Annotated in this window: 17 protein-coding genes; 7 read left to right on the top strand and 10 right to left on the bottom strand. The window is 65.9% G+C overall.

From position 1 onward, the window contains the following. Positions 1-73: 73 nt before the first annotated feature. Complete coding sequence (locus AC1MCA_RS14050; protein ID WP_479798328.1) at positions 74-1408, top strand: alpha-hydroxy acid oxidase; 1335 nt, start codon at positions 74-76, stop codon at positions 1406-1408. A 6-nt stretch (positions 1409-1414) separates the two neighbouring features. Here AC1MCA_RS14050 and AC1MCA_RS14045 read toward each other — a convergent pair whose 3' ends face one another. Together AC1MCA_RS14045 and AC1MCA_RS14040 are read right to left on the bottom strand one after the other, a co-directional pair. Next, on the bottom strand, positions 1415-1948 hold the full coding sequence (locus tag AC1MCA_RS14045) for an ArsR/SmtB family transcription factor (RefSeq protein WP_479798325.1): 534 nt from the start codon (positions 1946-1948) through the stop codon (positions 1415-1417). Between the two features lie 87 nt (positions 1949-2035). Continuing rightward, positions 2036-3247 (bottom strand): acetoin utilization protein AcuC, encoded by a 1212-nt coding sequence (locus AC1MCA_RS14040; RefSeq protein ID WP_479798322.1) that lies wholly within the window; start codon positions 3245-3247, stop codon positions 2036-2038. Between the two features lie 104 nt (positions 3248-3351). Here AC1MCA_RS14040 and AC1MCA_RS14035 point away from each other — a divergent pair, with 104 nt between their 5' ends. Continuing rightward, positions 3352-4785, top strand: coding sequence for a TrkH family potassium uptake protein (locus AC1MCA_RS14035; protein WP_479798318.1), 1434 nt, complete (start codon positions 3352-3354; stop codon positions 4783-4785). 40 nt (positions 4786-4825) lie between these two features. After that, a complete protein-coding gene (locus tag AC1MCA_RS14030; protein ID WP_181365185.1) occupies positions 4826-5464 on the top strand; it encodes a potassium channel family protein in 639 nt (212 codons plus the stop codon). 61 nt (positions 5465-5525) lie between these two features. On the opposite strand, the gene proC is transcribed toward AC1MCA_RS14030, so the two are convergent. The 6 genes from proC to AC1MCA_RS14000 form a co-directional block, all read right to left on the bottom strand. Next, on the bottom strand, positions 5526-6359 hold the full coding sequence (gene proC / locus AC1MCA_RS14025) for a pyrroline-5-carboxylate reductase (RefSeq protein ID WP_479798315.1): 834 nt from the start codon (positions 6357-6359) through the stop codon (positions 5526-5528). A gap of 284 nt (positions 6360-6643) precedes the next feature. Then, the gene (locus AC1MCA_RS14020; RefSeq protein WP_108599539.1) at positions 6644-7639 is read right to left on the bottom strand and encodes a Ppx/GppA phosphatase family protein; all 996 of its coding nucleotides are present in this window, start codon (positions 7637-7639) and stop codon (positions 6644-6646) included. 52 nt (positions 7640-7691) lie between these two features. After that, positions 7692-8144, bottom strand: coding sequence for an SseB family protein (locus AC1MCA_RS14015; protein WP_479798310.1), 453 nt, complete (start codon positions 8142-8144; stop codon positions 7692-7694). Between the two features lie 55 nt (positions 8145-8199). Continuing rightward, positions 8200-10929: a type I DNA topoisomerase gene (topA, locus tag AC1MCA_RS14010; RefSeq protein WP_479798307.1), complete on the bottom strand. Its 2730-nt coding sequence runs from the start codon at positions 10927-10929 to the stop codon at positions 8200-8202. Positions 10930-11084: 155 nt separating this feature from the next. Then, positions 11085-12797 (bottom strand): DUF7059 domain-containing protein, encoded by a 1713-nt coding sequence (locus AC1MCA_RS14005; RefSeq protein WP_479798305.1) that lies wholly within the window; start codon positions 12795-12797, stop codon positions 11085-11087. Between the two features lie 38 nt (positions 12798-12835). Beyond that, complete coding sequence (locus tag AC1MCA_RS14000) at positions 12836-13624, bottom strand: MerR family transcriptional regulator (RefSeq protein WP_479798303.1); 789 nt, start codon at positions 13622-13624, stop codon at positions 12836-12838. Between the two features lie 365 nt (positions 13625-13989). Between AC1MCA_RS14000 and srmL the strand changes: the two genes are divergently transcribed. The 3 genes from srmL (at position 13990) to AC1MCA_RS13985 (ending at position 16283) form a co-directional block, all read left to right on the top strand. Beyond that, positions 13990-15147 carry a PheS-related mystery ligase SrmL gene (gene srmL / locus AC1MCA_RS13995; RefSeq protein ID WP_479798301.1) on the top strand — a complete coding sequence of 386 codons (1158 nt, stop codon included), beginning with the start codon at positions 13990-13992 and terminating at the stop codon, positions 15145-15147. Positions 15148-15181: 34 nt separating this feature from the next. Beyond that, positions 15182-15619: a hypothetical protein gene (locus AC1MCA_RS13990; RefSeq protein ID WP_479798299.1), complete on the top strand. Its 438-nt coding sequence runs from the start codon at positions 15182-15184 to the stop codon at positions 15617-15619. 70 nt (positions 15620-15689) lie between these two features. After that, positions 15690-16283 carry a hypothetical protein gene (locus tag AC1MCA_RS13985; protein ID WP_479798297.1) on the top strand — a complete coding sequence of 198 codons (594 nt, stop codon included), beginning with the start codon at positions 15690-15692 and terminating at the stop codon, positions 16281-16283. A gap of 60 nt (positions 16284-16343) precedes the next feature. Here the strand turns inward: AC1MCA_RS13985 and trhO are convergent, their stop codons facing one another. Then, the gene (gene trhO / locus AC1MCA_RS13980; RefSeq protein WP_479798293.1) at positions 16344-17237 is read right to left on the bottom strand and encodes an oxygen-dependent tRNA uridine(34) hydroxylase TrhO; all 894 of its coding nucleotides are present in this window, start codon (positions 17235-17237) and stop codon (positions 16344-16346) included. Between the two features lie 46 nt (positions 17238-17283). After that, positions 17284-17544 carry a hypothetical protein gene (locus AC1MCA_RS13975; RefSeq protein WP_479798290.1) on the bottom strand — a complete coding sequence of 87 codons (261 nt, stop codon included), beginning with the start codon at positions 17542-17544 and terminating at the stop codon, positions 17284-17286. A gap of 94 nt (positions 17545-17638) precedes the next feature. Here AC1MCA_RS13975 and AC1MCA_RS13970 point away from each other — a divergent pair, with 94 nt between their 5' ends. After that, positions 17639-18331, top strand: coding sequence for a GNAT family N-acetyltransferase (locus AC1MCA_RS13970; RefSeq protein ID WP_479798286.1), 693 nt, complete (start codon positions 17639-17641; stop codon positions 18329-18331). Positions 18332-18343 lie beyond the last annotated feature (12 nt).

Here is an 18343-nt window from a genome sequence, read left to right as displayed (position 1 = left end):
ACCACATAGCCTACAGTGTGGTTAGACCACAGCAGCGGCTGCTAACTGCGCCGGCCAGCCAACGGAGGAAGCCATGACCCACACGATCCAGCCGAACAACCCCGAGATCACCCCGGCCCCGGACGCCGCGGATCTCCCCGCCGCAAGCCCCGCACCACGCCCCGCAGCGCCGGCCGTGCCCGCCGCGCTCAAGCGCCGCATCCCCAAGTACGCAGACCTCGCCCCGCTGATGCAGTTCAAGAAGCCGGAATTCAGCAAGGAAGCCCGGCTCAAGCGCACCAGCACCATCTGGGAACTGCGCGACATCGCCAAGCGCCGCACACCCCAGGCGCCCTTTGACTACACCGACGGCGCCGCGGAAGAAGAGATCACCCTGCGCCGCGCCCGCCAGGCCTTCCTGGACATCGAGTTCCGGCCCGGCATCCTCCGCAATGTCTCCAGCATCGACCTGAGCACCGAGATTCTGGGCAAGCCCTCCCGCCTGCCCGTTGGCATCGCCCCCACCGGCTTCACCCGTATGATGCAGTCCGAAGGCGAATACGCCGGTTCGCAGGCTGCCGAAGCCGCCGGGATCCCCTACACGCTCTCCACCATGGGCACCGCCTCCATCGAGGACGTCGCCGCAGCCGCCCCAAACGGCCGCAACTGGTTCCAGCTCTACCTTTGGACGGACCGCGACCGCTCGCTGGAACTGATCGAACGCGCCGCCAAGGCCGGCAATGACACCTTGATGGTCACGGTGGATACCGCAGTGGCCGGTGCCCGCCTCCGCGACGTCCGCAACGGCATGACCATCCCGCCGGCGCTGACCGTCAAGACCGTGCTGGACGCGTCCTACCGCCCGGCCTGGTGGTTCAACTTCCTCACGCACGAGCCGCTGACGTTCGCCTCGCTCTCCCGCTACACCGGAACCGTGGCGGACCTGATCAACTCGATGTTCGACCCCACCCTGACGTTCGAGGACCTGGACTGGCTGCGTGAAACCTGGAAGGGCAAGCTCGTGGTCAAGGGCATCCAGACCGTTGAGGACGCCCGCAAAGTGGTGGACCACGGCGCCGACGGCATCGTCCTTTCCAACCATGGCGGCCGCCAGCTGGACCGTGCGCCCATCCCGTTCCACCTGCTGCCCGAGGTCAAGGATGCGTTCACCAAGGACAACTCCGACGCCGCGATCATCCTGGACACCGGCATCATGAGCGGCGCGGACATTGTGGCTGCACTGGCTTTGGGTGCCGACTTCACCCTGATCGGCCGCGCCTACCTCTACGGCCTGATGGCCGGCGGCAGGGCAGGTGTGGACCGCGCGCTGCAGATCCTTGAGAAGGACATGGCCCGCACCATGGCGCTCCTGGGTGTCAGCAAAATCTCCGAACTGACTCCGGAGCACGTCCGCCTGCTCGGCAAGTAGCGGAGGCTACTTTTTCCGGCCGAACTTCGGCAGATTGGCCAGCAGGTCGGCCGCCTTGGTGGCTGCGCGCCCCACGGTGCGGCCGATCTGCTGCGGCACGGTGTCGTCGCTGAGCGGCGCTGACGTTCCGCCTGGAATCACGACGGCGGGGCTCAACTCTGCGCCTTCGCGCTCCAGCACAGCGGTCAGTGCTTCGTCCGGCGGAACCGGCGCTGCAGCGGCGTGTGCGCTGCCGGCCTCAGGCGAGGCGGCGGGTGAGCCGGCGACGGGGGCGGCCGGGCCGACGTCGAACGTTTCCAGCCAGCTCGCAATACCTTCGAGGGGCTTGCGGTTCAGCGCGTAGTAGCGCTTCTGGCCCTGTGCCCGCATGCTGACAAGCTGGGCTTCCCGCAGGACTTTCAGGTGTTTGGAGATGGTGGGCTGGCTCGCCGCCAGTTCCTCCACCAGCTCTCCTACCGCCTTGTCCCCTGTGCGAAGGGATACCAAGATATCGCGCCGGGTTGCTTCCGCAATGACGGCAAATACGTCGTCTGTCACCATGCCTCCCACCCTAGCGACATATACGCCGCAAGGCATCAACTATTTCGCCGGCAGACCGGAACTGACCGGTATTGGCGGACGGGGAAGTCAGTCGAACCAGGGATCCAGTCCGTGCAGCGGAAATACTGCCTTGCGGGTGGCCATGACAGTCCGGTCCACGGCGTCGTTCGGATCAAATCCGACCTCCCAGGACCGCCACCAGAGTTCCACATCGTCGCCCATCAGGCGGGGGGCGTCCCGGCCGAATTTCGCCAGCACATACGCGCGCCAGTCCTCTGGCACCTCAGTCCGCAGCGGGACCGGCCGCCCCGCTGCGATGGCTATCAGGTGGCTCCACGAGCGCGGAACGACGTCGGTCACGCTGTAGCCGCCTCCGCCGGTGGCGATCCAGCGGCCGTCACAATGCCGGGCAGCAAGGTTTCCGATGGCCGTGGCGGCCTCGCGCTGGCCGTCCACACTGATCTGGAGATGGGCAAGGGGGTCATGGCGGTGCGAGTCGCAGCCGTGCTGGCTGACGATCACAGCCGGATCGAAGGCTCCTATGAGCTGCGGTACCACCGCGTGGAAGGCGCGAAGCCAGCCGGCATCCCCCGTCCCGGACGGAAGTGCCACGTTAACGGACGTACCCTCGGCCGCAGGACCGCCGATCTCATTGGCGAAGCCGGTCCCGGGGAAAAGCGTTAGCCCTGATTCATGGATGGAAATGGTCAGCACACGGGGATCGTCCCAAAAGATGCTTTGCGTTCCGTCCCCGTGGTGGGCGTCGATGTCGATATATGCCACGCGCGGGAGGCCGCCGTCGAGCAGTCTCTGGATGGCCAGCGCGGAGTCGTTGTAGATACAGAACCCGCTGGCCCGCTCCCGGGCGGCATGGTGCAGGCCGCCGCCGAAGTTCACAGCATGGAGGGCGGTGCCGTCCAGGATGGCCGAGGCAGCAAGCAGCGATCCTCCGGCCAGCCTCGCGGCGGCTTCGTGCATGCCGGCGAACGCGGGGTCATCATCGGTGCCGAGGCCACGCGCTTCATCGGGTGTGGAGGGATCCTCGCTGACCCGGTGCACGGCTACGACGAACTCAGGAGAGTGCACCGACTCCAGTTCGGCGTCGGAGGCTACCTCCGGAGCGGCAATGGTAACGTGACCCAGATCGAACAGGCCCAGACTCCTGGCCAGGCGTGCGGTGAGGTCCATCCGCTCGGGCGCCATGGGATGGCCGGGACCGAAATTGTAGGCGGTCATGGCAGAATTCCACACCACCGTCGTCGGAGGTGCGGGCTGGCTGAGACCGGGCAGATATGTCATCAATCACAGGCTACCCGGTTCCGCCGCCGGGCAGGCCCGGCCATTACGCGGGCATTAGTGGTTTACTACTGGAGGAAACAGTTTCAACCGAGGAAAAGCCACCCATGTCCCAACGCCAGACGAGGCCCCGGATCCCGGCCCCCTGGCACCCCGCGGCACCGGAGCACGAAGGCCTGTGGATGTTCGCGCGGCTGCGCGACTTTATCGACGACATTGCCAACACCTCGCCCGCCCGGCTCGCCCTGACTGTCTTCGCCGCGGTCTGCCTGGTGTTCACGTTCATCCTCTCGCTGCCCGTCTCCTCCGCCACCGGTACGGCCACACCCCTGCACCAGGCCATGTTCACGGCGGTTTCAGCCGTGTGCGTCACCGGCCTGACGGTCGTTTCGACGGCGGTGCACTGGTCATTCTTCGGCCAGCTGGTCATCCTCATCGGCGTCTTCGTGGGCGGTTTGGGAACCCTGACGCTCGCCTCCCTGCTGGCCCTGATGGTGAGCAAAAGGCTTGGCGTCCGCGGCAAGCTGATCGCGCAGGAAGCCATGAACAACGCCGGGCGGCTGGGTGAGGTAGGTACGCTGCTGCGAATCGTCATCACCACCTCCGTGGTGATCGAAGGCGCCCTTGCCATCGTCCTGGTTCCGCGGTTCCTGACGCTGGGCGAGCCGTTCTGGCAATCGGTATGGCACGGCATCTTCTACGCGATCTCGTCCTTTAACAACGCCGGCTTCACCCCGCATTCCGACGGCATCGTGCCCTACGAGACAGATCTTTGGATCCTGGTTCCGCTGATGCTGGGCGTGTTCCTGGGCAGCCTGGGCTTCCCCGTGGTCATGGTCCTGCAGCAGAACGGGCTCAACTGGAAGAAATGGAACCTGCACACCAAGCTGACCATCCAGGTGTCCTTTATCCTCCTGTTCGCCGGCACCTTCCTGTGGGGGCTGATGGAGTGGGACAACGTCCGGACCATCGGCCACATGGAGTTCGGCGACAAAATCACCCACTCGCTGTTTGCCTCCGTCATGACCAGGTCCGGCGGCTTCAACCTGGTGGACCAGAACCACATGGAGTCCACCACCATGCTGCTCACCGACGCGCTGATGTTCGCCGGCGGCGGCTCGGCGTCCACTGCAGGCGGCATCAAGGTCACCACCATCGCGGTGATGTTCCTTGCCATCGTTGCCGAGGCCCGCGGCGACGCGGACGTCAAGGTCTACGGCAGGACCATCCCCCAGGGCGCCATGCGGGTGGCTATTTCCGTGATCGTGGCCGGCGCAACGCTGGTTTCCGTCTCCGCGTTCCTGCTCCTGCAGATCAGCGGCGCGTCCCTGGACCGGGTGCTCTTCGAAACCATTTCCGCCTTTGCCACGGTGGGGCTGAGCACGAATCTCAGTGCCGAGCTGCCGCCGTCGGGCGTTTACGTCCTTACTGCCCTGATGTTCGCCGGCCGTGTGGGCACCGTAACCCTCGCCGCCGGCCTTGCCCTGCGCCAGCGCAGCCAGCTGTACCACTACCCGGAAGAGAGGCCCATCATTGGCTAATTCCCCAGGCGCCCCCAACCGCCCCGCCCACAATGCGCCGGTGCTGGTGATCGGGCTGGGCCGCTTCGGCTCTTCCACGGCCGAGCAGCTGGTCAAACAGGGCCGCGAGGTGCTGGCGATCGAACGCGACCGCACCCTCGTGCAGAAATGGGCACCGCTCCTGACCCACGTGGTGGAGGCGGATGCCACCAACATCGATGCCCTGCGTCAGCTCGGCGCCCAGGAGTTCTCCTCGGCCGTGGTCGGCGTCGGAACGTCCATCGAATCCTCCGTGCTGATCACCGTGAACCTGGTGGACCTCGGCATCGAGCACCTCTGGGTCAAGGCCATTACCCCCTCGCACGGCAAGATCCTCACCCGGATCGGTGCCAACCACGTGATCTACCCCGAGGCCGACGCCGGCGTCCGGGCCGCGCACCTGGTATCCGGGCGCATGCTGGACTTCATCGAGTTCGACGACGATTTCGCCATCGTGAAGATGTACCCGCCGCGCGAAACAGTCGGCTTCACCCTGGATGAGTCGAAGGTCCGTTCCAAGTACGGCGTCACCATTGTGGGCGTCAAGTCCCCCGGCGAGGACTTCACCTACGCGCGCCCGGAGACCAAAGTGTCCGCACGCGACATGCTTATTGTGTCCGGCCACGTGGACCTGCTGGAACGGTTCGCCGCCCGGCCGTAGTCCCCAACCGCGCCCTAGCCTCGCAAGCTCGGCCAGGGAACCCTGCGGTCGTGGGCCCAGGTCAGCCTAGTTGCCTGGTGATCTCCGCTGCCCGCTCCGTTGCCGCGCGGGCGCCGGCGGCGATGATGGCCGGAAGGCCCTGCTCGTTGAACGTGGCGATGGCGGCTTCCGTGGTGCCCTTGGGGCTGGTCACGGCTTTGCGCAGGGCTGCTGGATCGGCGCCCGGCTCAGCCAGCATGAGGCCGGCTCCCGCGACTGTCTCGCGGGCCAGGAGCACCGACAGCTCCGCATCCAGGCCCAGCTCGACACCGGCCGCCGCCATGGCCTCGGCGAGGTAGAACGCATAGGCCGGGCCTGAGCCGCTGATGGCCGAGACCGCGTCAACCTGTTCCTCGGGCACCTCCACAACGGTTCCGGCGCCGCGGAAGACGTCCTTGGCCTGCTGGAGCTGCTCGGGGGTGCAGTGGGTTCCGGGTGAGACGGAAATGACTCCGCGGCCCAGCTTGGCTGGAGTGTTGGGCATGCTCCGGATCACGGGCTGCCCGGCCGGGAGGGCCGCTTCCAGCTGGGCCAGGGAGACGGCGGCGGCAACGCTGACGACGATGGTCTTCGGGGACAGTGAACCGCTGATTTCCCGCGCGAGTTCCTGAATGCCTACCGGTTTGACGCCAAGAATCACGACGGCGGAGCCCTTGGCTGCCTGCTTGTTGTTGTCCGGCTCCTCCTCCCCCGCGATGGCGGTGATGCCGTGATGCCGTACCGCCAACTCCTCCGCGCGCTCCGCCCGCCTGACGGTGGCCACGATGTCTGCGGGGTCGGTTCCGGCCTTGACGAGTCCGGAAAGGATGGCTTCGTTCATGGATCCACAGCCCAGGAAGGCGATTCGGTTGCTCATGGGTCCATCATGGCAGTTCGTCTTGGGCTGCCGAAACCGGACCCGCACAGCGGGAACCCCCTAAAACACATTCACAGCGGACTCCCATGTTCGCCGCAGGTTGCACACAACTTGGCGGCCTAACGTAGTTATTACCTCATTGAGGGTGCGAGTGATGCGGCAAGCATGGGGATGTTTGCCCGAGGCACCGGTGGTTGCAGCAGGTTTTCCCCCATTTTCCTGCTGGCAGCGCCGGTGCTTTCGCTTTTAACGCCGTTGACCTATCCACCGCGGATCTGCGCGGATCAGGCAGGCGCGGCCTGGACGGGCTGCCGCGCGGGTGCGATGTGCTGGCTCCCGTTCAAGGGATTGGCGAAAACGAGTTGGTCGAGCCGGCGCAGGATCAGTCCCTCGCGCAGTGCCCAGGGACAAATCTTGATCTTCTTGAACTTAAACATCTCCAGGGCAGCTTCCGCCACCAGGGCCCCGGCGAGCACCTGTTGTGCACGGGCTTCGGACACGCCGGGCAAGTACAGCCGGTCCTCGGACTTCATGGCGGAAATGCGCTGCGCCCAGACACCCAGATCCGTGCCGTGCAACGCACGCTTCACATAGGGACCCGACGCGCTGGGGGCTGCCCCGGCGATTCTGGCGAGGGAGCGGAAAGTCTTGGACGTACCTGCAACCACGTTCGCCCGTCCCAGGCCGTCGAACTGCCTCACGGCAGGAGCCAGTGTGGCGCGGATGTAGCGCCGGAGTTCCTTGACGCTCTTGGCCGACGGCGGGTCCTCGGCAAGCCAGTCCCGGGTGAGGCGGCTGGCGCCGAGCGGGACCGAGGTGGCCACCTCAGGCAGCTCGTTCTGGCCGAACGCCATTTCGAAGGAGCCACCTCCGATGTCGAGGTTCAGGATAGGACCCGCTCCCCAGCCGTACCAGCGCCGCACAGCGAAGAAGGTCATGGACGCTTCTTCGCTGCCGGTCAGTTCCTGGAGGGTAACAGTGGTCTCGTGCTTAACACGGGCCAGGACTGCCGGGCCATTGGTGGCTTCACGGATGGCCGAGGTACAGAAAGCCAGCAGATCGTCGGCTTTGTGTTTGGCGGCGAACTCCCAGGCTTCCAGGACAAACTCGGTCAGCTCGTGCTGCCCCTCGTCAGTGATGTTGCCATCGGCGTCGAGGTACTGGACCAGGGAGAGCGGCCGCTTGTGCGAGGCGAAAGGTACCGGGCGCGCGCCAGGGTGGGCATCCACCAGGAGAAGGTGGACAGTATTGGACCCGATATCGAGGACGCCTAGCCGCATCCTGCCATTATTCCCCGCAGCGGCCCGTCAAACCCAAACGAGCGCGCAGATGTCAGTTGGCGGAGGGGTCCCCGGGGGCGCCGTCGGGTGCTTCGTCAGCACGCTTGAAGTCGCGCTTGATGTTGGCAACGCCTTCCGGGTTGATCTCGAAGCCAAACGCGGCGCCCGGGTTGATCACCATACCCAGCTCGTCGCCGATGTTGGCGATGATGGCAGCGCCCTGGGTGCCAAGGACATTCGGGGCCGCCTCGAGGTACTGCCCGTCCACCCGGCTGGGGTGGGAAAACACGGCAAGGACAGGATCGCCGTCGGCGTTCGCCAGCACGAGGGGCTCCACCTGGGAGTCCTCCCCTTCGATGCCGTCGGTGCTGATGACGTAGACCTCGCTGTTGAGGAAGGACAGGATGACGTCCACCGGGCTGGCATCGGGCTGTCCGCCCTGGGCCAGCTTCTCTTCGAGGTCGTTCAGCGGCGTGGTATCGGCTGTAGCGGGCTGTTCAGTCATACCTCTACTCGACCACGTCCCAGACGCCGGCGCAATTCGACCGAACACCCGGCACCTATTTTTTGGCTGTGGCCTTCTTCTTCGCCGGAGCCTTGCGCGCCGTCGTCGTTCGTTTGACGGGTCCCTTGGCACGCTTCTCTGCCAGGAGTTCAACGGCCTGTTCCCGGGTCAGTTCCTCCAGCGAGGTGGCGCGGGGCACCGTAATGTTGGTGATGCCATCGGTGATGTACGGACCGAAGCGGCCTTCCTTCACCACGATGTTCTTCTCGGACACCGGATCCGGACCGAACTCTGCCAGCGGCGGCACCGCGGCGCGGGCGCCGCGCTGCTTGGGCTGGGAGTAGATCTCCAAGGCCTGCTCCAGGGTGATGGTGAAGATTTCCTCTTCAGAGCCGATCGAGCGGGAGTCCGTGCCTTTCTTCAGGTACGGGCCGAACCGGCCGTTCTGTACCGTGATGAGGTTGCCTTCGGCGTCCTCGCCCAAAGCCCGCGGCAGGCTCATGAGCTGCAACGCCTCGTCCAGGGTGACCGAGTCGACGGTCATGGACGCGAACAGTGACCCGGTGCGCGGCTTGGCCTTGACGGGTTTCTTCGGCGGCTTGGGCTTGCCGTTCTTGTAGTACTCAACCGGCTGGTTGGCGATCTGTTCCTCGGTCATCTCCGGGATGACCTCGGTGACATAGGCGCCGTAGCGGCCGTTCTTTGCGACGACGGTGTGGCCGGTGTGCGGATCGGCACCCAGAACGCGTTCTTCCGGTGCAGCCGTCTCCATCAGCTCGATGGCCTTCGCCGCGGTCAGCTCATCCGGAGCCAGGTCCTCGGGCACGTTGGCGCGCGAGTTCTCCACGATTTCGCCGGTCTTCGGATCCACCACGGCAGCGGAGCTTTCGAGGTACGGGCCGAACTTGCCCACCCGCAGCGTGATCTCATCCGTGATGGGAATCGAGTTGATTTCCCGGGCATCGATATCGCCCAGGTTGTTGACGATGCTCAAGAGTCCGGGATCTGCGTCTTCACCGAAGTAGAAGTGCTTCAGCCACGCCGAACCGACGGCCTGGCCGTTGGCGATCTTGTCCAGGTCGCCTTCCATGTCCGCGGTGAACTCATAGTCAACGTAGTCGTGGAAGTGCTGCTCGAGCAGGCGGATCACGGAGAACGCGATCCAGCTGGGCACCAGCGCGGAACCCTGTTTCCGGACATAGCCGCGGTCCTGGATGGTGGAGATGGTGGAGGCGTAGGTGGACGGGCGGCCGATGCCCTTCTTCTCCAGCTCAGCGGTGAGCGAGGCTTCGGTGAAGCGCGGCGGCGGGGACGTCTCGTGGCCCACGGCAACGATGTCCGACGCCGTCAAGGCATCGTCCTTGGCGACGTTCGGCAGCCGGCGGGCTTCCTCGGAGTCGTCGTCTCCGCGGCTTTCATCCTTGCCTTCTTCGTAGGCGGCAAGGAAGCCGGGGAACGTGATGACGGTACCGGAAGCCGAGAATTCAGCGTCCCGGCCGTCAGTTGCCACGGCGCCCAGGCGGATGGTGGCGGTGGAGCCCTTGGCGTCGCCCATCTGGGAGGCGACGGTGCGCTTCCAGATCAGCTCGTACAGGCGGAATTCGTCGCCGGAGAGCTGCTTGGCAACCTGCGCGGGGGTGCGGAACGAGTCACCGGCGGGACGGATGGCCTCGTGGGCTTCCTGCGCGTTCGCGGCCTTGCTGGAGTAAACGCGGGGTGATGCGGGGATGTACTCGGGGCCGTACAGCTCGGAGGCCTGGCGGCGGGCGGCCGTGACGGCCTCGTCACTCAGCGCCGAGGAGTCCGTACGCATGTAGGTGATGTAACCGTTTTCGTACAGCCGCTGGGCAACCTGCATGGTGCTCTTCGAGGAGAAGCGGAGCTTGCGCCCGGCCTCCTGCTGGAGCGTGGAGGTGGTGAACGGTGCGGCGGGCCGGCGGGTGTAGGGCTTGGTGTCCACGGACCGGACGCGGAAGTCCGCATCCTGGAGACCGGCGGCCAGCGAGGTGGCACGTTCCTCGTTCAGGTGGGCGGCGTTGCGCGCGGTGAGTACGCCGTCGTCGTTGAAATCCCTGCCGCTTGCAACTTTGGCGCCGTCAACGGAAGCAAGCTTCGCCTTGAACGAACCGGATCCGGCGCCGAACTGGCCCGTCAGATCCCAGTAGGAGGCAGCCTTGAACGCCATGCGTTCGCGTTCCCGGTCAACCACCATGCGGGTGACCACGGACTGGACGCGGCCGGCGGACAGGCCGCGCGCCACCTTGCGCCACAGGACGGGGGAGATTTCGTAGCCGTAGAGGCGGTCCAGCACGCGGCGGGTTTCCTGGGCGTCCACCAGGGCCGAATCAACATCGCGCAGGTTGCCCATGGCGCGCTGGATGGCTTCCTTGGTGATTTCGCCGAACGTCATCCGGTACACCGGGACCTTGGGCTTGAGTACTTCCAGCAGGTGCCACGCGATGGCCTCGCCCTCGCGGTCCCCATCGGTTGCGAGATAAAGTTCGTCGGCGTCCTTGAGCGCGGCCTTGAGCTCGGTCACCTTTTTCTTCTTGTCGGCGGAGACCACGTAGTACGGCTTGAAGTCGTTTTCGATGTCGACGGCGAACTTGCCCACCGAGGTTTTCTTCAGTTCTGCGGGGAGCTCGGACGGCTGCGGCAGATCCCGGATGTGACCAATGGAGGCCTCGACGATGAAGCCCTCGCCGAGGTACTTGGCGATGGTCTTGCTCTTGGCCGGAGACTCCACAATCACGAGTTTCTTGCCTGTTTTGGCCTTGCTTGGCACGGTGCTCCTACAGAAAAAGGTTGCTGGGGCAGATGAGCCCATATTGGCCTAGTTCACCATATTTTGGTCAATAGTGCGCATTCATGTGGAAAACGTCGGGGTAGTTTGGACCGTCCCGGCGCTCCGATCACGGCCTTTCCGCGGCCCCCATCCGGCTACTCTGAAAGTTCCGCCGGCAGCAGGAAACCGTCGCGGACCAGGTTGGCAACTTCGGTGAGCAGACCGCTCCGGAACGCCTCGCCGTCGAACCCTTCCTCGCCCGCAAGGCTCCCGCCCAGCAGCGCTTCCAGGGCTCCGATAATCTGCCCCACGGACAGGTCGCCGTCGCACGCGGAGACAAAACCGGCCAGCTCCGTGCTGAGCAAATTGGTGCGGCGCAGGCCGGCGCCCTGGCGCAGCAGGATCACACCGGGGTGGTCGGCGCCGGGGCGCTGATGGCGTTCCTCTGTGACGTCGTCGGCCACGAGCAGGTGCGCGCCCGCCAGACTGTTGGCGGCCAGCCAATCGGAACGCTCGACGGCGGCGCCCAGGTGCGGTCCGATGGGCTGCTCGATGGGGTAGGTGATTTCCTCGAAGCGGCTGATGGGGGCAGCGTCAGGCCCGGAGACGGGTGGCCGTCGCAGCCAGATCATCCCGAAGCCGATTCCCGCCACGTTCCGGGACGCGAAATCCGCCAGATAGGCAGCGTAGGCGTCCTTATAGTGCTGGCGGTCGCGGGATTCGGAGGCATCCTGCAGCCAGGTTTCGGCGTACTGCTCCGGCCCAACCTGCTCGCGCTGGATGAACCAGGCATCCGTATCCGCACTGGCCCAGCCTTGCGGCCTTTCGGCCCAGGCCGCACCCGCCGGGATCTCCCAGTTGCCCAATAGCTGGGCTGTTCCGCCCGGGGCCAACACCGACGGAAGGTCCCGGACCAGCGAGGACACGATGTCATCACCGGGCAGGCCGCCGTCCCGGTAGGTGAACTGCCCGGATGCTTCCTCGCCGAGGGTCCGGGGCGTGATGACGAACGGCGGGTTGGAGATCACGAGCTCAAACTCCTCGCCGGCTACAGGGTCAAGAAGGGAGCCAAGCCGCAGGCTCACCCGGTCCTCCAGCCGTGCCGGGTCAAGATGCAGAGCCTCCGCATTCATCAGCAGGTTAAAACGTGTGAAGGCCAGCGCCCGCGCGGAGATGTCAGTGGCCGTGACGTGTTCCGCATGGTGGAGGAGGTGGAACGACTGGACCCCGCAGCCCGTCCCCAGGTCAAGGGCCTTGGTTACGTGCCGGCGGATCGTGGTCTGCACCAGGGTGGTGGACGCCTGCCCGATGCCCAGCACGTGATCGTGCCGCAGCACCCCGGCCTGCTGGTGGGCGGCGAGGTCGCTTGCCACCCAGAGCTCCGCGCCGCCGCTGCCGTCCTCGTTCGCATCCCAGCCGTAGGGCCGTAGATCCGCCTTGGCCTGGAACAGGTCCTGCCCCGAAGAGTCCGGCCCTGCAGTGTCACCAACCGCAGAGCCGGGCACGGGCTCCACCAGCCCCAGCTCCACCAGACCTTCGGCACCGATCCCCGGCAGGGCGGCGTCGAGCGTTGCCCGCGCCTGCGGTTCAGCCAGGAGCCAGAGACGGACGACGGCGGCGAGCGCCGCGGCGGCACGGTCACCGCCGGCACGCTCCCCTTCGAGAGCTCTTTCGGTGGCCAGCAGCGCCGGGATGAGCTGGTCCCGGTTGAGCGCGCGGTAGGCCGATTCCCCGAGGAGCCCTGCCACGCCGTCGAGCGTGTAGTCGACCCGCCGCAGGTCCGCGGCGAGCGCTGCAAGCAGGTCCGGGAGGTCGCTTCGGGGAGCATCGGGGGTGTTGCCGGCCAGGAAAAGCGTGGAGTCAGTCACCGGTCAAGTCTATTGGCGGCTGCCCACGCCCCAGGTTGCTAAAGGTTCTGCTCCGCGTAGGCCTTCAGCGCATCCCGGACGAAAGCCGCCCCTTCGGCGCCGCCGTAATTCCTGGCGAAGCGGGGGTCTGCCACGTACATTTCGCCGAGCCCGGTGACGTACTCCTTCACGTGCGACTTGCCGCCTGACGTGCCGCCGGAGGCACCCGCTGCGTCCGCCGTCGGGGTTCCCGGGATGCCGGTGAGCCACTCGACGTGCCGCTTCGCGATCGCCTGGGCCTCGGCACTGTCCGGGGCGATGCCCCCAGTAGCGGCCACGATCCAGTCCTCGCCCAGTTTCTGCGAGCGCTGCTTCCACGCGGCCTTCTCATCCGCGCTCATCCCCCGCCACCACGAGTCGCCGCGGGCATAGGCGTCCTTGCCCCAGCGTTCCTCCACTTCATCCTTGTACTGCGTGTGGTCGAAACCGTTGAACATGTCTTCAGCCATGATTTCGCCACCTCCTTTCACTGCTTCGATAGTTTGTGTGACCGACGCGATCTGGCGCGCCAGCCTGTCCTGTTCCTGCTGGAGCCATTCCAGGTGGCCGGCGAGGGCCTTGGCTGCGTCCGTTTGGTCGCTGAGCACCTGGCTGATCACCGGCAGGCCCAGCCCCAGTCCGCGCAGGAGGAGGATGCGCTGAAGCTGCACCAGGGCCGCCTGGTTGTAGTACCGGTAGCCGTTGTGGCCGGTCCGGCTGGGTTTCAGCAGGCCGATCCCGTCATAGTGCCGCAAAGTCCTGCTGGTGGTGCCGGCGATCCGGGCTATCTCCTGGATGGACCAGTCCATGAGCTCCTCCTTTCCTGAGTTGGTTCCGCTCGAACCCTTAGGCTTGGCGGTTCCCTGCCGTTGCTGGCCCTTGCCGTCCGTTCCCGGCCAGTTTTCCGGGCTGATACCTCGACGATAGATCTTGACGCAGCGTCAACGTCAAGTGTTCAGCTGTGGCCTGCGCTTCAGGACTTTCCCACAGGCCCGGCCGTCCCGGCGTACTATGGATCCATGCAAATCCAGCAGCGATTTATCAGCCCTCGGCCGCTTTCCGGCCGCACGGGCTTCCCATCGCGCGCCTGACTGCAGCTGCCGGGGTCCGTCCGGCTCAGCGGTCGAGGGTGATTTCCCCCTCCCGTACCTGATGCACCAAAGGACCCGCTGACATGAAAACCTACCTTTCCCTCGCCCAGCTCAACACCGCCCTTTCCCTGCGCGACCTCTCCGATCCCACGGCCGGCCCGCACGCCATGCAGCTGCTCCTGGCCGACATGGTGGCCGCCCTGGAACGGCTCTGGGGCGTGCCGTCGCTCACCCACCGGCTCAACCCGCTGGTTGCCACCGCCGACAACTACGACCGGCTGGGATACTCGCCCGACGACGTCACCCGGGACTCACGGTATTCCCGGCACGTGAGCCCCACCGTGATGCTGCGCAGCCACACGTCGGCCGGCATTCCTGCCTTGCTGGATTCGCTCCGGGGCGAGCAGGGCCACTACGACCGGCTGCACGTGCTGCCGGGCCTGGTGTACCGCCGCGATGCAATCGACCGCATCCACGTGGGCGCCCCGCACCAGGTGGATCTTTGGCGGCTGAAGGCACGGGGGCTGCTGGGGCCCTCAGACCTTGACGCGATGTTGGAGGCCGTGGTGGAAGCGGTTCTCCCCTCGTCCGCGCATCCGGACGTGCAGTGGCGCTCAACCCCGGCCCGGCACAGCTACACAGCCGCAGGAAGGCAGCTGGACGTCCTGGTGACGCAGCCTGATGGCCGGCGCGAATGGCTGGAACTGGCCGAGTGCGGGCTGGTGGCGGCAGATGTCCTGCGCGGCTCGGCCCTCGATCCCAGGCGCTGGGCCGGCCTGGCCCTGGGGATGGGGATGGACCGGGCACTGATGCTGCGGAAAGGGATCACGGACATCCGCCTGCTCCGCTCGGGGCATCCGGACGTCCAGTCGCAGATGCTGGACCTGGCGCCGTACCGTCCCGTCTCCGCCTTGCCTGAGATCCGGCGCGACCTCTCCCTGGTGCTGGACGCGGAGGCCGATGCCGACGTCGAACTCCTCGGTGATCTTGCCCGCACCGCACTGGGGGCGGACGCGGACGTCCTGGCGGCGCTGGAGGTCAAAGCAGTAACGCCGACGGCGGAGCTGCCGCGGGCCGCCGTCGAGCGCCTCCGGATGCGGGCGGGGCAGGTGAACGTGCTGCTGCGGCTGGTGCTGCAGCCGCTGGACCGGACGCTGACGGATCGGGAGGCCAACTCGTTGCGGGACAGGGTGTATGTGGCGCTGCACCGGGGCGAGGTGCCGGAGCTGATAGCCGGGTAAAGGCCGGGCGGGAAGTCGCGGGTAAGTTGGAGGCATGGCTTTCCGTTCTCCTTTCCTGCCGCGTGCCCTCTCCGTTGCGGCGGCCGCCGCTGCCCTGCTGTCCGTTACGGCGTGCAGCGCGCAGGTCTCCGTGGAGAACGCGGATGTGCCGTCCTGGAAGGCCACCGCACTTCCGTCGGCCAGCGGCACTGTGGCCGAGGATGCCGGAAAGCTCCTTAATGCCCGGCCCGTGGACCGGACGGCGGAGGTTCCGGCGGGCAGCTACACGCTCACGCTCGTCTGCGAGGGCGGCGGCAAGGCCTTTCTCGCGGTGCGGTCTTCAGGCAAGGAACTGGCCGACCTCGGCGCTGCCTGTTACGGAACCCGCGAATCCGAGAAGATCACCCTGACCGAAAGCGGCACCCTGGAGTTCAGCGCTTCCAGCCTGGACGCACCGCTCATCTACGCTTACCGGCTGGTGGCGGCAGGGTAGCGGTCCCCTACCTTCCAGCAGGGGGCCCGGGGCACTGTCTTGACCCCCGGATCGGGCCTACAGTCGGAGTATGCCCGCCCCGCAGGGTGCGCCTCCGCGCCACGATGCGCCAGCCCTTCCGGGGTTCCACCCCCGGAAGCTTCAGTGGCGCACCCGGGTGCGGTCCGCCGTTGTGCTGTGGACAACCGGCGCCATGCTGGCCGGTGCGTCACTGACGGGGTGTGAATACACGTACGACGACGGTTGGCGGCCCGCCCAGGAGATCACGGCCGCGCCGGCCGTCACCCAGGCCGGGCCGTCCTCGGATTATTGGCGGCAGGACCCCGTAGGTGAGGCTCGAGTGGACGCCTGGCTGGAGAGGTCCCAGATGGGGGAAGGCCCGGAGACCGCGCACCGGGGCTACGGGCTGCTGCAGGCCCTGGAGGTCCACAACGGGACCACCGCGGCGCTGCCGGCGGGGACTTACCTCATGACATTGCTGTGCCGGAGCCAGCGGCGGGTGAGCTTTACGGTCCGCACCGATGACGTCACCGTGGTGGACCTCAGCCTGCGCTGCGGAGCACTGCGGGAAGAGGTGGTCTACCTGTCGGCAGAGTCTGCGCTGATTTTCCGGGTGGAAGCACGCTCCGCGGCCAACTTCGCATACCGGATCACCCGGCTCTGAGGCCTTTGGGTTTACTGGAGGCCGCTTGTTCCTTAGGCCACTTTGGCTCCGTGGGCCCGTTTAGGCCGCACAGCCTTCGGGGCAGCGCAGCGTCTCGGGGCTGGACGCGCAGTCTGCGCAGTACAGCGTCAATGTCCGGCAACTGAGGTTCGAGCAGTTCTCGAATTTACTGGTGGGCGCGGAGCAGCGGACACACGCACCGATGGTTTTTGCGTCCTCGCTGAATTCCAGGTGCATGCGCTTGTCGAACACGTACAGGGAGCCCTCCCACAGGCCCTGGTCCTTGAAGGTCTCGCCGTAGCGGACGATCCCGCCGTCGAGCTGGTACACCTGCTTGAAGCCGCGGTTAACCATCAGGCTGGAGAGCACCTCGCAGCGGATCCCGCCGGTGCAGTAGGTGACCACCGGCTTGTCCTTGAGGGCGTCGTACTTTCCGGAGTCGAGTTCCTTGATGAAATCGTGGGTGGTGGCGACATCGGGGACGATCGCGTCCTTGAACTTGCCGATCTGGGCTTCGAAGGCGTTGCGCCCGTCAAAGAAGACCACGTCCTCGCCGGCCTGTTTCCGGGCATCCACGAGTTCGTGCAGTTCCTCGGGCTTGAGGTGGGTGCCGCCGCCCACCACGCCATTCCCGTCGACTTTAAGTTCGCCGGGAGCGCCGAAGGAGACGATCTCGTCCCGGACCTTCACGCTCAGCCGCGGGAAGTCCTCTGCGCCGCCGTCGGACCATTTAACGTCGATGCCGTGGAAGCCCTTATATTCACGGGTGGTTTTGACGTACTGCTTGACCGCCCCGATCTCTCCGCCCACTGTGGCGTTGATGCCGTCCTTGGAGATCAGGATGCGTCCGGTCAGCCCCAGTTTTTCGCAGAGGGCACGCTGCCAGAGCCGCACCGCGTCCGGGTCAGCGATGGGGGTAAAGCCGTAAAAGAGCACAATTCGGTTCAAAGCCACGTATTTAAGGGTACTGGCTTTGCCCGTGCCGGATCAGCCCGGTTCCCTATGTCCTGACAGACCGGGCGGCGCTGGCAGCGTCCCGCCTGTTCAGCGCGGTTTCGGCCGCCCGGTAGCCAAGGACGACGACGGCGAAGGGCACCGCGGTTGCCGTTACTGCGGCCGCGATTTCGCCGGCGCCGCCGCTGAGCCCCGTGGAGATTTCCCAGTGCCGGGCGCCGCCCACCATGGCCACAGCCGCGGCGGCACAGACCAGCAGGGAAAGCGGCAAAGCATACGGCTGGAGCACTTCTTTTTCCGCGGGCATTCGGCCAGTCTTTCCGGGTCACGATTACATAAGCAAGTCAGATCAGCCGACAGAACCCCTGTTGCTTGTGACGGGGCTGGAATACCCTCATCACATGAGTCCCGACGCCTTGGTTGGAAACATCACGAACCTTCTTGAAGTCTGGGTAGCCGGTTGGGCCGGTTGCCGCGGCTACCAGCCCTCAGTTGAAGGCCGCTTCCCCGCAGTCCTGCGGGCTGACACGACAGGGGAATGGGAATATTTCGCCCATGACCCCTCCGACGCCGAGTTCGCAGCCCTGGCCGCGAAGACTGCTGAAGCCCCCACCAGGGTGCTGACCATCCTCACCAACGACGTCCTGAGGTACACCCAGCTGGCCGAAAAGCACGCGCTGAACGTGACGTCCGCTTCGCAGGCGATGATGATCGTGGACATGGAAACCCAGGACACTGAAGATCCCTGGCTTTCGGACGACGACCTCCAACTGGTGACCTCAGAACTCGACGGCGTCCACCATGCGGTGGTCCGCTCGGGCGATACCGTGGCCGCCAGCGGGAGGGTCTTTGTGGTTGACGGGACGGCGGTCTTCGACAAGATTGTCACCGAACCCACGTTCCAGCGCCGGGGTCTGGGCAGCTTCATCATGAAAGCTCTGGCTGCCCAGGCCATCGGACCGGATGTGGAGAACGGCCTGCTGCTGGCTTCCCTCGACGGTCAGAAACTCTATTCCCACCTCGGCTGGTCCACTGTCTGCCGGGTCCTGATGCTGTCACTCTCCGATGAGGGCACCGACCTCTCCGTGGGCTGATTCCCTGACGGA

The sequence above is a fragment of the Arthrobacter sp. BK1 genome, from assembly GCF_056680055.1.
This window is presented reverse-complemented; position numbering and strand designations above follow the sequence as displayed.

Excerpts from the sequence above, each read along its gene's own strand:
- proC (WP_479798315.1), bottom strand. The coding sequence starts at position 6,359 with ATGAGCAACCGAATCGCCTTCCTGGGCTGTGGATCCATGAACGAAGCC.
- AC1MCA_RS14000 (WP_479798303.1), bottom strand. The coding sequence starts at position 13,624 with ATGGACTGGTCCATCCAGGAGATAGCCCGGATCGCCGGCACCACCAGC.
- AC1MCA_RS14045 (WP_479798325.1), bottom strand. The coding sequence starts at position 1,948 with ATGGTGACAGACGACGTATTTGCCGTCATTGCGGAAGCAACCCGGCGC.
- srmL (WP_479798301.1), top strand. The coding sequence starts at position 13,990 with ATGAAAACCTACCTTTCCCTCGCCCAGCTCAACACCGCCCTTTCCCTG.
- AC1MCA_RS14035 (WP_479798318.1), top strand. The coding sequence starts at position 3,352 with ATGTCCCAACGCCAGACGAGGCCCCGGATCCCGGCCCCCTGGCACCCC.
- AC1MCA_RS13970 (WP_479798286.1), top strand. The coding sequence starts at position 17,639 with ATGAGTCCCGACGCCTTGGTTGGAAACATCACGAACCTTCTTGAAGTC.
- AC1MCA_RS14040 (WP_479798322.1), bottom strand. The coding sequence starts at position 3,247 with ATGACATATCTGCCCGGTCTCAGCCAGCCCGCACCTCCGACGACGGTG.
- AC1MCA_RS14020 (WP_108599539.1), bottom strand. The coding sequence starts at position 7,639 with ATGCGGCTAGGCGTCCTCGATATCGGGTCCAATACTGTCCACCTTCTC.
- AC1MCA_RS13975 (WP_479798290.1), bottom strand. The coding sequence starts at position 17,544 with ATGCCCGCGGAAAAAGAAGTGCTCCAGCCGTATGCTTTGCCGCTTTCC.
- AC1MCA_RS14050 (WP_479798328.1), top strand. The coding sequence starts at position 74 with ATGACCCACACGATCCAGCCGAACAACCCCGAGATCACCCCGGCCCCG.
- AC1MCA_RS14015 (WP_479798310.1), bottom strand. The coding sequence starts at position 8,144 with ATGACTGAACAGCCCGCTACAGCCGATACCACGCCGCTGAACGACCTC.
- AC1MCA_RS13985 (WP_479798297.1), top strand. The coding sequence starts at position 15,690 with ATGCCCGCCCCGCAGGGTGCGCCTCCGCGCCACGATGCGCCAGCCCTT.
- AC1MCA_RS13990 (WP_479798299.1), top strand. The coding sequence starts at position 15,182 with ATGGCTTTCCGTTCTCCTTTCCTGCCGCGTGCCCTCTCCGTTGCGGCG.